Source organism: Aquabacter sediminis (genome assembly GCF_028863665.1).
Taxonomy (GTDB): domain Bacteria; phylum Pseudomonadota; class Alphaproteobacteria; order Rhizobiales; family Xanthobacteraceae; genus L1I39.
In genome coordinates, this window is the sequence record NZ_JARBFX010000012.1 from 59,337 (window position 1) to 72,129 (window position 12,793).

The window sequence follows — 12,793 nt, forward strand, 5'->3', positions numbered from 1 at the left end:
GGTGATATGTCTCTGTATCTGGCATACCAAATCCAATAGACGAAATATCACCAAGGGCCATCAAGGCCCGACAGCCGACGCAGATCGGCAGGCATGCTGCAGGGCAGGTTCCAGGGGTAGAGGCATGGGCAAGGCACTCGAAGGTGTGCGCGTGCTCGACATGACGCACGTGCAGTCAGGTCCCTCGGCGACGCAATTGCTCGCCTGGATGGGCGCAGATGTGATCAAGGTCGAGATGCCGCGACGCGGGGACATCACCCGCACGCAGCTGCGCGACAAGTCCAATGTGGACTCGCTTTACTTCACGATGCTGAACGCCAACAAGCGCAGCATCACCCTCAACATCAAGTCGCAGCAGGGGCAGGATGCCCTCGCCCGGCTGGTGGTGGGCTGCGACGTGCTGGTGGAGAATTTCGGCCCCGGCGTGCTGGAGCGGCAGGGTTTCGGCTGGGATCGGATCCAGGGGCTTAATCCCCGGCTCATCTATGCCTCCATCAAGGGCTTCGCCGAAGACGGCGAAATTGATGCCAAGGCCTATGAGACCATCGCCCAGGCCATGGGCGGGGCCATGAGCACCACAGGCTGGCGCTCCGGCCCGCCCACCGCCTCCAGCGCCCAGATCGGGGATACCGGCACCGGCATCCATTGCGTCGCGGGCATCCTGGCAGCGCTCTACCAGCGCACGCTGACCGGCCGGGGACAGAAGGTGGAAGTGGCCATGCAGGACTGCGTGGTCAACATGCTCCGCGTGAAGCTGCGGGACCAGCAGCGCCTGTCGGCCGGCCCCCTTACCGAATATCCCGGCGTGCCCGGTGGGGACTGCGTGCCGCGAGCGGGCAATGCTTCCGGCGGTGGTCAGCCGGGCGCGGCCCTGCGCTGCGCGCCCGGCGGCGAGAACGACTATTGCTACGTCATCATCCAGCCGCAGGGCTGGGCGCCGCTCATGCGCCTCATCGGCCGGCGGGATCTCATTGAGGACCAGCGTTTCGCCACCCACGAGGCTCGCGCCCAGCGGCTTGATGCCTGCTTCGCGGTCATTGAGGGCTGGACCCGCCACCGCAGCAAATTCGACGTCATGAAGGCGCTCAAGGCCATCGACGTGCCCTGCGGCCCCATCCTGTCCACCAAGGACATCCTGGACGACCGCACCCTGTATGAGCGCGGCTTCCTGGTGGAGGTGCCCCACCCTGAGCGGGGCACCTATGTCACGGTGGCTTCCCCCATCCGCCTGTCGGACAGCGACGTTCCCGTGGAGCGCGCGCCCCTTCTTGGCGAGCATACCGACGAAGTGCTCGCGGCCATCGGCTATGGCCCGGATGATATTGCCAACATGCGCGCCAACGGCGCGGTGTAACGCCAAAACCGCCCTCCAGAGGGACGAGGGAGAGGGCGGATCAAATCTCAAAGATAAGAACAAGACTAATGAATATATGGGGAAGGAAGATATGGGTTCACATGGTCCTACGGGCACCGCAACCGTGACGGCGAACCGCTGGCTTCAGTTGATTGCCGGCGTCGTTTGCATGGTGGCCGCCGCAAACATCCAATATTCCTGGACGCTCTTCGTTCCGGAAATCCAGAACGCCCATGGCTGGAGCCGTGCCTCCATCCAGATCGCGTTCACCGTCTTCGTGGTGGTGCAGACCTGGCTCACCCCCATTGAGGGCTACTTCATCGACAAATACGGCCCCCGGGCCGTGGTGCTTGTGGGCGGCTTCTTCACCGGCCTGTCCTGGATCGTGAACTCCTACGCCACCTCGCTGACCGGCTTCTATGTGGGCGCGGCCATCGGCGGCATCGGCGTGGGTTGCGTCTACTCCACCTGCGTCAATAGCGCGTTGAAGTGGTTCCCGGACAAGCGTGGCCTCGCGGTCGGCCTCACTGCCGCCGGCTATGGCTCGGGCACGGTGCTGACCATCATGCCCATCGCCAACATGCTGAAGACGTCCGGGTACCAGGAGACGTTCTTCCTGTTCGGCCTGATCCAGGGCGCCATCATTCTGCTCGCCGCCGGCTTCCTGCGCGCGCCGCAGAAGGGTGAGGTCACCTTCTCCAGCACCGTGGCGCAAAGCCGCCGCGACTACACGCTGGGCGAGGCCCTGCGCACCCCGGTCTTCTACGTGATGCTGACCATGTTCATCCTGACCGTCACCGGCGGCCTGATGGCGGTGGCGCAGCTGGGCGTGATCGCCGAGGACCTGGGCGTGAAGAAGGTGGAAGTGAATCTCTACTTCTTCGCGATGGCCGCTCTGCCGTTCGCGCTGATGCTGGACCGCATCCTCAACGGCATCTCCCGCCCGCTGTTCGGCTGGATCTCCGACCATATCGGCCGCGAGAAGACCATGTTCTTTGCCTTCGCCATGGAAGGAATCGGCATCGTCGCGCTCGGGACCTTTGGTCACAATCCCTGGGCGTTCATCATCCTGTCCGGAATCGTCTTCCTGGCCTGGGGTGAAGTGTACTCGCTGTTCTCGGCCACCGCGGCCGATACCTTCGGCAGCGCTCATGTGGGTAAGATTTACGGCGTGCTTTACTGCGCCAAGGGTGTTGCCGCGCTGCTGGTTCCGGTCGCAAACCTTATCATGGAGGCGACCGGTTCCTGGGCCACCGTGCTCTATATCGTTGCGGCCATGGACCTGACTGCAGCTTTTTGTGCCCTTTTCGTTCTGCGCCCGCTTCTCGCCCGGCACCACCGGCTCAACGAGGAAGCGGCCGCCCGCGCAACGCGCCAGGCGCCGGTCGGCGCCTGACCAAAAAGCCCTCTGCCGCCTTCGGGTGGCCCCTCACGGCCCCGGCTCTGCCGGGGCCTTTTTTTTGGCCTAAGCGCCGGAAGGGGGCTGTTGTGTCTCGATAAGCCAAGGGGCATCACACCTCCTTCTGCTCGCTAGGTCAGTGCGATCTGCGTAGGTGTAGTTAAGTATTTTATTTGTAATGGGGACCCATAAACCCACATAAATATTCGGGTATTCATAAAATAACAGATGGATTTTGGGTTATTGTTTTGCGAAATCTGAAAAAAGCGCGGCGAGAGCTCTCTCTTTACAGCTCGTTTAGCTGTTACATAGCTGTAAGTCGCATACAGTATTTGGTATTTTGAATTCAATCTCAGGCTTCCACCCCCTCCGGAGCCGATTCCAGCCCCGCACGCCAAGGCCGGGCCGGCGCCCATCGGGGGGCAAAAGGAAGTGCCTGGTCCCCGCGCACGCGCGCGGACCGAACCGCCCGGCATGTGCCGGGCCCAACGCCAAACAGAATGGCGACCGTCACGGGCCGTTCATCGATGCCGAAGGCGCAGCGCGCCGGACGCCATGACCCCAGTTGACCATAAGGGAAGGGAAGGAAATGCCGGCAGTCGAAACCGCGCGCAGCGGCCCCGTTGGTGGGCGCTGGCTGCAGCTGCTCATCGGCGTCATCTGCATGTCGATGATCGCCAATCTCCAGTATGGCTGGACCCTGTTCGTCGAACCCATCAACGAGAAGCACCAGTGGGGCCGCGCCGCCATCCAGGTCGCTTTCACCATCTTCGTGGTTACCGAAACCTGGCTCGTTCCCATCGAGGGCTGGTTCGTCGACAAGTTCGGGCCCCGCATCGTCGTCTTCATCGGCGGCATCCTGTGCGCCGCCTCGTGGGCGCTCAATTCCATCGCCGACACCCTGACCCTGCTTTATGTGGCGGCCGCCATTGGCGGCGTGGGCGCGGGCGCGGTCTATGGCACCTGCGTGGGTGCCGCGCTCAAATGGTTCCCCGATCGCCGCGGCCTTGCCGCCGGCATCACCGCGGCCGGATTCGGCGCCGGGTCGGCCCTCACCATCGTCCCCATCGCGGCCATGATCGCCACGCGCGGCCACGAAGCCACGTTCCTGTTCTTCGGCCTGATCCAGGGCGGCGTTGTGCTGGTGCTCTCCTTCTTCCTCCAGGTGCCCAAGCCTGGCCAGCTGCCCAAGGCGCAGAGCGCCTCGGTGGTGCAGTCCCGCCGCAATTACGGCCCGGTGGAGATGCTCAAGTCCCCGGTCTTCTGGATCATGTACCTGATGTTCGTGCTGGTGGCGGCAGGCGGCCTGATGGCGACCGCGCAGCTCGGCTCCATCGCCAAGGACTTCAAGATCGCCAACGTGCCTGTGAGCCTGATCGGCATCACCATGCCGGCCCTGACCTTCGCTTTGTCCATCGACCGCGTGCTGAACGGCCTCACCCGTCCCTTCTTCGGCTGGGTGTCGGACAATATCGGCCGTGAGAACACCATGTTCATCGCATTCGCCCTGGAAGCGGTGGGCGTGCTGGCGCTCGGACACTTCGGCGCCAATCCGATGGCCTTCGTGATCCTGACCGGCCTCGTCTTCTTCGCCTGGGGCGAGATCTACTCGCTGTTCCCCGCAACCTGTGGCGACACGTTCGGCTCGAAGTTTGCCACCACCAATGCGGGCTTCCTCTATACCGCCAAGGGCACGGCGTCCCTGGTGGTGCCGTTCGCCAGCATCATGGTCGCCCAATACGGAAACTGGGATCTGGTGTTCTCCATCACGGCGGTCGTCAATGCGGTCGCCGCCCTCATGGCCATCTTCGTGCTGAAGCCCATGCGCGCCCGGTTCGTGGCCGAGGCCAGGCGGGATGCCATGGAAGGGGCCGAGGTGATGAAGGCTACCACCCACTGAGCGCGAGGGGGCGGCCCGTCAGCGCCGGCCCTTTCCGCCACTTCAATCCTCCCGCCGGCCACGACGCGTTTCCGGCCGGTTGACTGGGGCGGGGAGACCCGCCCCATTTTCCCGCAAGGGAGCCGCGCGCGGATCAGAAGGCGCGCGGGAAGGAGGCCCAGGCCGGATCCTCGTCCGACTTGCGGCGCTCGCCGCCGAACCCAACGGACGCCGTGCGGGTGGCCGGCGCCTCTTCGAGGGCCAGAGAAACCGGAACGCCGGGTTCACCGGCTGTCGCCATGACGGCGCGCGGCTCCGCAAAACCCGTCAGGGCGCCCGTAAGGGCCATGCCGAAGATGCCGAGGGCGGTCAGGTCAAGAGCAGTCATCTCATCCTCCGGAACCCGCTGCGCGGGTCGTCCATGACGGGGACCAAAGGGTCGTCCCCGGTACGGAAGACATACTGACCGAGTTTGATGGCTTCGTGGTATACAAAATACGCATGCTGCTTCTGCAATGCTGCATAGCAGCAATGTGTTCCGTCAGCCGAAGCTCCGCAGGTGCCCGATGATCCCCTCCGCAGAGCCGGTGGCGGAAACGGGCAGGGCGCCGCCGCGCACGGCACTGAGAAGGTCGGTGGCCATCTCCTTGCCCAGCTCCACGCCCCATTGGTCGAAGGCGTTGATTCCCCAAACGGCGGCCTCCACGAAGACCCGATGCTCGTAGAGTGCGATCAGGCGGCCGAGCGTGAAGGGATCGAGGGTCCGATAGGCCAGCGTCACGGAGGGACGGCTGCCGGGAAATACCCGATGGGGCGCCAGTTCGGCCGCGCGATCGGCGCTCATGCCCCGCTGCGCCAGCTGGGCCTGCGCCTCCGCCAGCGTGCGGCCGCGCAGCAGCGCCTCGGACTGGGCGAGACAATTGGCGATAAGCAGGTCCTGGTGTTCCTGCAGCTCTGGCTCATGGCCCTTGGCGGCGATGAGGAACTCCACCGGCACCACGTCTGTGCCCTGGTGGAGGAGTTGGAAGAAGGCATGCTGGGCATTGGTGCCCGGCTCGCCCCACACGATGGGGCCGGTGGGGCGGTCGGCGGGTGTGCCGTCCAGCGTCACGCTCTTGCCGTTGCTCTCCATGTCCAGCTGCTGGAGATAGGCGGGAAAGCGGGCGAGCCGCTGGTCATAGGGAATGATGGCGCGGCTGGGATAGAGACACACATTGCGGTGCCACAGCCCCACGGCCGCCAACAGCACCGGCAGGTTCGCCTCAAGAGGCGCCTCCTTGAAATGGGCGTCCATGGCCGCGCCGCCCGCCAGGAAGTCGGCAAACGCCTCGGGGCCGATGCCGATCATCAGCGGCAGGCCAATGGCGGACCACAGCGAATAGCGTCCGCCCACCCAGTCCCAGAAGCCGAAGGCGCGCTGCGGCGAGATGCCGAAGGCGGCCACCTTGTCCAGTGCCGTGGAGACGGCGGCAAAATGATCGCCGACCGCCCCTTCGCCCAGCGCTTCCACGATCCAGGCCCGTGCGGTGCGGGCATTGGTCATGGTCTCCACCGTGGTGAAGGTCTTGGAGGCGACGATGAAGAGCGTGGTGGCAGGATCGAGGCCGCGCAGCACGTCGGTCAGGTGCGCGCCATCCACGTTGGAGACGAAATGGCAGCGCGGCCCGTCATGGTAGGGGGCCAGCGCCAGCGTCGCCATGGCCGGGCCGAGGTCCGAGCCGCCGATCCCAATATTCACCACGTCGGTGAACGCGCGTCCGTCCTGGCCCGCTAGCACGCCCGCGCGCACGGCGGTCGCAAAGCCGCCCATGGCCCTGAGGGTCGCGCGCACGTCGCCCTTCACGTCCTCCCCTTCGAGGAGGAGCGGCGTGGAGGTTTCGCGCAGCGCCACGTGGAGCACCGCGCGATCCTCGGTGATGTTGATCCGCTCACCCGCAAACATGGCGTCCCGGCGCGCCTCGACGCCTGCGGCACGCATAAGGTCCAGGAGCAAGGCCAGGCTGTCGCCGGTGAGCGCGGTCTTCGAAAAGTCCAGCAGCAGGTCTTCGCTCGAGGCCGAAAAGGTGGGAAAGCGCGTCCCGTCCTTGAACAGGTCGACCAGCGGTATCCCGGCCCCCGCCACCCGCGCCTCGGCGAGGGCGGCCCACAAGGCGGGGAGGTCGTCACGGGAGAGAGCGGGAGACGTCATGGTCTTGTGATCCTCACGGACACCAGAAAACATCAAGCGGGCGCGCCGCGTGGCGCAGCACCGCGCGAATGGGAAGATCACCCTCGGGTCCTGGCGCGCGGGCTTTATCCAGCACTGCGCGCTTGCGGTCTCCCTCCACATGAAGGAACAGAGCGCGGGCCGCCAGCAGTGGGGGCAATGTGAAGGTGATGCGCGGCTCGCCTGCCGCCTGCGCATGGGCGACGCCAAGCCGGGCGGTCCCCCGCGGATCGATGAGCGCGGGCAAGGTTGGGGCACCGGGGAAGAAGGAGGCGGTATGCCCGTCATCTCCCATGCCCAGGACCACCGCGGCGAACGGCGCGGGCAGGACCGCTGCCTCGGCTTCCAGCGCCGCGAGGCCGGCCTCGGGGGAAGGGGCGCCATTGTAGAGCGACAGGAAGCGCGCCGCTGCCGCCGGGCCGTTCAGAAGGTGGCGGCGGACCAGAGCGGCATTGGATCGCTCGGATGTCTCCGGCACCCAGCGCTCGTCCACCAGGGTGACGACCACGTTCTGCCAGTCGATGGGCGCACCGGAGAGCGTCTGGAAGAAGCGAGTGGGTGTCCGTCCGCCGGACACTGCGAGGCTCGCCTGTCCGCTCCGCGTCAGTTCCGCCCGCAGGGCCTCGGCCACATGCGCGGCCAAGGCCCGCGCGAGTGCCTCGGGGTCAGCGTAAGCGTTAAGTGAGACAGGCGTGGTCGTCACGCGGCAGGGCCTTCTTCAGGGGCGGAGGTAGTATCACGCCTCATACATCGTCCGCCCACGTGCGGCCATCCCGCTCGATGAGGGCGACGGCGGCGGACGGCCCCCATGTGCCGGCCGTGTAGGGGCGCGGCAATTCTCGCGAGGCGCGCCAGGCATCGAGGATCGGATCTACCCAGCGCCAGGCGGCTTCCACCTCGTCGCGGCGCATGAACAGGGTCTGGTTGCCGCGCACCACGTCCATGATGAGCCGTTCATAGGCATCCGGGTTTCGCACCCCGAACGCTTCGGCAAAGCTCATGTCCAGCGGCACATGCTGGAGGCGCATGCCGCCGGGGCCAGGATCCTTGATCATGAGCCACAGCTTCACGCCCTCGTCCGGCTGAAGGCGGATAACGAGCCGGTTGGCCATGATGGGGCCGGCTTGGCCATCGAACACGGAATGGGGGATGGGCCGGAAGGCGACGACGATCTCCGACATCCGACTTGCCAGCCGCTTGCCGGTCCTCAGGTAGAAGGGCACGCCGGCCCAGCGCCAATTGCCGATCTCGGCCTTCAGCGCCACGAACGTCTCAGTGGCGCTCGGCTCGCTGCTGCCGAGCTCTTCCATGTATCCGGGCACCGCGCCGCCGGCGGAGGCGCCCGCGCGATACTGGCCGCGCACGGTGAGGGCGGCGGCGTTCTGCTCGTTGATGGGTTCGAGGGCTTTCAGAACCTTCAGCTTCTCGTCACGCACCGAATCGGCGTCCATGGAGACCGGCGGCTCCATGGCGACGAGGCACAGGAGCTGGAGCATGTGGTTCTGCACCATGTCCCGCAGCGCGCCCGCCGTGTCGTAATATCCGGCGCGGCCGGCGGTGCCGACGCTTTCGGCCACCGTGATCTGCACGTGGTCGATATGGGCGTGGTTCCAGATGGGCTCGAACAGGGCGTTGGCGAAGCGCAGCGCCATCAGGTTCTGCACCGTCTCCTTGCCGAGATAATGGTCGATACGGAACACTGCCTCTTCGGGGAAGACCCGGCCCACGGCCTCATTGACCGCGCGGGCGGAAGCGAGATTCTTGCCGACCGGCTTTTCCACCACCACCCGGGTCTTGGGCGTGACAAGGCCGTGGGCGCCGATGCGGGCGCAGATGTCGTCGAACAGGTCTGGCCCCACCGCGAGATAGAAGACGCGGATCTTATCGGGGGCCACGGAAAGACGGGCCTCCAACTCGTGCCAGCCGAGGTCGGACTTGGCGTCCACCTCCACATATTGCAGCCGCTCCAGGAAGCGGGAAATCGCCTCCGTGTCGGGCGCGTCGTGCTCGCCGCTCTCGATGGCGTCGCGCGCAAAGGCGCGGAACTCTGCATCTTCCATGGCGCGGCGGGAGACGCCGATGATACGGGCCTCGTCCGGCAACTGGCCCGCGAGATCCCGCTCGAACAATGCCGGGAGAAGCTTGCGCTTGGCGAGGTCGCCCGTGGCACCGAACACGACGATGTCGAAGGGATCCACCGTGATCACCCGCGCAGCCATTCCTGTCCTCCGGTTCGACGGCGGGGGCCGTCGCTCTTGGAGACGAACGCAGGTTCCGGCGAATGGGTTCGCGGTCCCTCGTCTCTTCCGCCGGGTGCCGGAGGCCAAATCGATTCGATCCAGCCCTCTTGGACCCTCGCCCCCTTCTAGCAAATCATTCGCGGCAGTGGTGCGACCGATGCGGGAAAAGGCTTAATGGCGAGCCTCCGACGGGCGGGGAGAGTTGGCAAAACGCAAAAACGGCCCGCGCGCCTGTGCGCACGAACCGTTTTCACTCAATCGGACGACGATGTTGAAGGCGCCCGAACCCGTCATAGCCGGCTTGACGCCGGAAACAGGTTCAGCCGCGCGACCGCTCAGCGGGCGCGGGGCTTGGAGGGCAGGAGGCCTTCGCGCTGGGCGCGCTTGCGGGCGAGCTTGCGGGCGCGACGGATGGCCTCGGCCTCCTCGCGGGCGCGCTTCTCGGACGGCTTCTCGTAGTGGCCACGCAGCTTCATCTCGCGGAAGATCCCCTCGCGCTGCATCTTCTTCTTGAGCGCCTTGAGGGCCTGATCAACATTGTTGTCGCGGACGAGAACTTGCACGTGATGCCCCTTCGAGCTGTTGCGCCGATCCGAATTCGAACCTGGAAAGAAACTGTGTCGAACGATGAAGGCGGCCAGCGGCCGACCGTCGAGTCGTCCAGAGGAGCGCTCACTTATCAGAACTCCAGCACCCTGTCCACAGCAGCATAACCTTTGCTGGCTCAAGGATGGCGGGATCTTGCGGCGTCCACCACGGCAAGGGCGGCTGCGAAAGCCTCCGCAATCCCCAGCGCGCTGGTATCCAGCAACGCCGCATCCTCTGCCATGGCCAGCGGAGCCGAGGCACGGCCGGAATCACGGGCGTCGCGAATGCGGATGTCAGCCAGCACATCCTCGAACCGGGCGGACTCGCCCCGGCCGACCAATTCCCGATAGCGGCGCTCCGCGCGCACCTCGGGGCTGGCGGTGACGAAGAGTTTGGCCGTGGCATGGGGGCAGATGACGGTGCCAATGTCGCGTCCATCCAGCACCGCGCCGCCGGGTTGCGCGGCAAAGCGGCGCTGGAGATCGAGCAGCGCTGCCCGCACGCCGGGCCGCGCCGCCACCACGGAGGCCGCTTCGCCAATGGCGGCGGTGCGCAGGGCGTCCGGATCGAGGGCGCTCACATCAAGCGCTTGGGCAACCGCCACGCTGGCCGCCTCGTCTGCGAGCCGCCTTTCTTGGAGGCATTGCGCCCCGACCGCCCGGTAAAGCAGGCCCGTATCCAGATGGGGCAGGTCGAAATGGGCGGCGAGCCGCCGGGCCAGCGTGCCCTTGCCGGAGGCGGCGGGGCCGTCAATGGCGATGATCATGTGCGCTCACCGGATCTCGGCGCCAAGGCCTGCCATCATGGGCATGAAGGTGGGGAAGGACGTGGCGATAAAGGTCACATCGTCCACGCTCACGCCCCTGTCGCTGGCCAGTCCCATCACCAGGAAGGACATGGCGATGCGGTGGTCCATGTGGGTCGCCACCGGCCCGCCGCCGGCCACGCGGCCGGTGCCGTGGACCGCGAGGTCGTCTCCGCGCACGTCATGGGCGACACGGCACGCGGCAAGGCCTTCGGCAACGGCGGCGAGGCGGTCGCTCTCTTTCACCCTCAGTTCGGACAGGCCGGCCATCAAGGTGGTGCCCTCGGCGAAGGCGGCGGCCACCGCAAGAACGGGATACTCATCGATCATGGAGGGCGCCCGCTCGGGGGGCACTTCGACGCCGCGCAGATGGGAATGGCGGACCCTGAGGTCGGCGACCGTCTCGCCCCCCTCTGTGCGCTCGGCCACCGTTTCGATGGACGCGCCCATCTCCTTGAGCGTGGTGATCAGGCCGATGCGCAGCGGGTTCATCATCACGTCGCGGATCAACACGTCAGAGCCCGGCACGATCACCGCGGCCACGATGGGGAAGGCGGCGGAGGAGGGGTCGGACGGCACCATCACCGGTGCCGCCTTAAGTTCGGGCCGTCCCTTCAGTGTGATGCGGCGGCCGTGCGCGCCTTCGGACACGACCTGCACATCGGCACCGAAATGGGTGAGCATGCGTTCCGTATGGTCGCGGGTGGCTTCTTTCTCGATCACCACCGTCTCGCCAGCGGCAGCAAGGCCGGCCAGGAGCACGGCGGACTTCACCTGCGCTGAGGGCACCGGGGTCTCATAGGTGAAGGCGGCGAGGTCGGACAGACCTTGGAGGCGCAGCGGCAGGCGCTCGCCCTCGGCGGAACTCACCACCTCGACGCCCATGGCGCGTAGCGGATCGAGCACCCGCTTCATGGGCCGCCGGCGCAGGCTCGCGTCACCATCGAACGTGGCGGCGATGGGATTGCCGGCCACCGCGCCCATCATGAGGCGGGCGCCTGTGCCGGAATTGCCGAAGTCGAGCGGCTCGGCCGGCGCCTTGAAGCCGCCGACGCCGAGGCCTTCCACCCGCCATTCGCCCTCGCCAAGGCGCTCCACTGTCGCGCCGAGCGCCGCGCACGCCTTGGCGGTATTCAGCACGTCCTCGCCTTCCAACAGGCCGGAAATGCGTGTCTCCCCCCGCGCCAGCGCGCCGAAGATGAGAGCGCGATGGGACACTGACTTGTCGCCGGGCACCCGCACGCTGCCCTTCAGCCCGGAGGAGGGCAGAGCAGTGGCAGGCCGGGGCGCGTCGCCATGGCCGTGGCCCGCCTGCGGGGCAGAGGACGAGTCCTGGAGAGGGGACGTGTGAGCAGACATGGCGGCTCCCGCATTTTTTGAGCCGGCGCGGCGTCGCGCGCGGCCGTTTCAGGTCGTTGGGGCGCCCTCTAGCATGCCGCCGCTGCCGCTGGCCATCGGGTGACCTGCGATTCCGCCTTGACATGGGCAGGCGCATTCGCCAATGGAGGCCCCTCGATTTTGGAGGCCAAGGATATCGCTGTGGCGAAGCCAGAACTCGGCACCAAGCGTGTCTGTCCGATTACAGGCCGCAAGTTTTACGACTTGAACAAGGACCCGGTGGTCTCTCCCTATACGGGCGAGTCCTATCCCCGGTCCTACTTCGAGCCTGTCGCCCGCGGGGCGGCCCGTGGGGAAGCCCGCGCGGCCGCCACGGAAGAGGATAGCGAGGACGTGGCGGACGTCGAGGTCATCAGCCTCGAGGAAGCCGACGCGGAATCCACCACCGCCAAGACGCCGGCTGCGGCCGACGACATTGATGTGGACGAGGACATCGTTGCCGATGGCGACGACGATACGTTCCTGGAAGAGGATGAGGACGATGGGGACGACGTCTCCGACCTCATCGGCGAGGGCCTCGAGGACGACGAAGAGGCTTGATAGGTTCGGCGGCCTGTGCTTTAAGGCCGCTCTCGCTCGGCGGGCATGAATCGCCGGGCACCCTGCCGCGGGTCTTCCCGACGCTTTTCCTCCGGTTTCGGAAGAAAGTGCGCAGCCCGCGGTCCGGTGGGGCCATAGCTCAGTTGGGAGAGCGCTTGAATGGCATTCAAGAGGTCGGCGGTTCGATTCCGCCTGGCTCCACCAAATTGAAAATCCCAATGCGCTGACCTGGCGCGGTGTCGATCGGCACGTTTTCCAGGTCTGCGTGACAGTACCAACGGGCCCGCAAGGGTCCGTGGCCCGGTGGGGTCATAGCTCAGTTGGGAGAGCGCTTGAATGGCATTCAAGAGGTCGGCGGTTCGATTCCGCCTGGCTCCACCACTT

General features: G+C 66.2%; 11 protein-coding genes and 2 tRNA genes. 6 read left to right on the plus strand and 7 right to left on the minus strand.

Annotation, left to right across the window (positions count from 1 at the left end; genetic code table 11):
• Positions 1–124: 124 nt before the first annotated feature.
• The 3 genes from frc to oxlT (PV781_RS20350) all read left to right on the plus strand — a co-directional run bounded on the left by frc (position 125) and on the right by oxlT (PV781_RS20350) (position 4,653).
• Positions 125–1,354, plus strand: coding sequence for a formyl-CoA transferase (gene frc / locus PV781_RS20340; RefSeq protein ID WP_274777455.1), 1,230 nt, complete (start codon positions 125–127; stop codon positions 1,352–1,354).
• A gap of 91 nt (positions 1,355–1,445) precedes the next feature.
• Positions 1,446–2,750, plus strand: coding sequence for an oxalate/formate MFS antiporter (gene oxlT, locus PV781_RS20345; RefSeq protein WP_274777456.1), 1,305 nt, complete (start codon positions 1,446–1,448; stop codon positions 2,748–2,750).
• Positions 2,751–3,342: 592 nt separating this feature from the next.
• On the plus strand, positions 3,343–4,653 hold the full coding sequence (oxlT, locus tag PV781_RS20350) for an oxalate/formate MFS antiporter (RefSeq protein WP_274777457.1): 1,311 nt from the start codon (positions 3,343–3,345) through the stop codon (positions 4,651–4,653).
• A 133-nt stretch (positions 4,654–4,786) separates the two neighbouring features.
• Here the strand turns inward: oxlT (PV781_RS20350) and PV781_RS20355 are convergent, their stop codons facing one another.
• From PV781_RS20355 to aroA, 7 genes are all read right to left on the minus strand, one after another.
• Positions 4,787–5,020 (minus strand): hypothetical protein, encoded by a 234-nt coding sequence (locus tag PV781_RS20355; RefSeq protein WP_274777458.1) that lies wholly within the window; start codon positions 5,018–5,020, stop codon positions 4,787–4,789.
• A gap of 153 nt (positions 5,021–5,173) precedes the next feature.
• A complete protein-coding gene (gene pgi / locus PV781_RS20360) occupies positions 5,174–6,820 on the minus strand; it encodes a glucose-6-phosphate isomerase (protein ID WP_274777459.1) in 1,647 nt (548 codons plus the stop codon).
• A gap of 13 nt (positions 6,821–6,833) precedes the next feature.
• On the minus strand, positions 6,834–7,541 hold the full coding sequence (gene pgl / locus PV781_RS20365; protein ID WP_274777460.1) for a 6-phosphogluconolactonase: 708 nt from the start codon (positions 7,539–7,541) through the stop codon (positions 6,834–6,836).
• 40 nt (positions 7,542–7,581) lie between these two features.
• Positions 7,582–9,057 (minus strand): glucose-6-phosphate dehydrogenase, encoded by a 1,476-nt coding sequence (gene zwf / locus PV781_RS20370; RefSeq protein WP_274777461.1) that lies wholly within the window; start codon positions 9,055–9,057, stop codon positions 7,582–7,584.
• Positions 9,058–9,413: 356 nt separating this feature from the next.
• Positions 9,414–9,641, minus strand: coding sequence for a 30S ribosomal protein S21 (gene rpsU / locus PV781_RS20375; protein WP_209102041.1), 228 nt, complete (start codon positions 9,639–9,641; stop codon positions 9,414–9,416).
• Positions 9,642–9,802: 161 nt separating this feature from the next.
• The gene (cmk, locus tag PV781_RS20380) at positions 9,803–10,432 is read right to left on the minus strand and encodes a (d)CMP kinase (RefSeq protein ID WP_274777462.1); all 630 of its coding nucleotides are present in this window, start codon (positions 10,430–10,432) and stop codon (positions 9,803–9,805) included.
• A 6-nt stretch (positions 10,433–10,438) separates the two neighbouring features.
• Complete coding sequence (gene aroA, locus PV781_RS20385; RefSeq protein WP_274777463.1) at positions 10,439–11,830, minus strand: 3-phosphoshikimate 1-carboxyvinyltransferase; 1,392 nt, start codon at positions 11,828–11,830, stop codon at positions 10,439–10,441.
• 180 nt (positions 11,831–12,010) lie between these two features.
• Between aroA and PV781_RS20390 the strand changes: the two genes are divergently transcribed.
• The 3 genes from PV781_RS20390 (at position 12,011) to PV781_RS20400 (ending at position 12,790) form a co-directional block, all read left to right on the plus strand.
• Positions 12,011–12,409, plus strand: a complete 399-nt coding sequence (locus PV781_RS20390) for a TIGR02300 family protein (RefSeq protein WP_274777464.1) — start codon at positions 12,011–12,013, stop codon at positions 12,407–12,409.
• Between the two features lie 128 nt (positions 12,410–12,537).
• Positions 12,538–12,613: transfer RNA gene (locus tag PV781_RS20395), tRNA-Ala, on the plus strand.
• 101 nt (positions 12,614–12,714) lie between these two features.
• Positions 12,715–12,790 (plus strand) — tRNA-Ala (locus PV781_RS20400).
• Positions 12,791–12,793 lie beyond the last annotated feature (3 nt).

What these genes read in the sequence shown, in the direction of transcription:
- frc (WP_274777455.1), top strand. Translation starts at nt 125, where the DNA reads ATGGGCAAGGCACTCGAAGGTGTGCGCGTGCTCGACATGACGCACGTG.
- oxlT (WP_274777456.1), top strand. Translation starts at nt 1,446, where the DNA reads ATGGGTTCACATGGTCCTACGGGCACCGCAACCGTGACGGCGAACCGC.
- oxlT (WP_274777457.1), top strand. Translation starts at nt 3,343, where the DNA reads ATGCCGGCAGTCGAAACCGCGCGCAGCGGCCCCGTTGGTGGGCGCTGG.
- PV781_RS20355 (WP_274777458.1), bottom strand. Translation starts at nt 5,020, where the DNA reads ATGACTGCTCTTGACCTGACCGCCCTCGGCATCTTCGGCATGGCCCTT.
- pgi (WP_274777459.1), bottom strand. Translation starts at nt 6,820, where the DNA reads ATGACGTCTCCCGCTCTCTCCCGTGACGACCTCCCCGCCTTGTGGGCC.
- zwf (WP_274777461.1), bottom strand. Translation starts at nt 9,057, where the DNA reads ATGGCTGCGCGGGTGATCACGGTGGATCCCTTCGACATCGTCGTGTTC.
- cmk (WP_274777462.1), bottom strand. Translation starts at nt 10,432, where the DNA reads ATGATCATCGCCATTGACGGCCCCGCCGCCTCCGGCAAGGGCACGCTG.
- aroA (WP_274777463.1), bottom strand. Translation starts at nt 11,830, where the DNA reads ATGTCTGCTCACACGTCCCCTCTCCAGGACTCGTCCTCTGCCCCGCAG.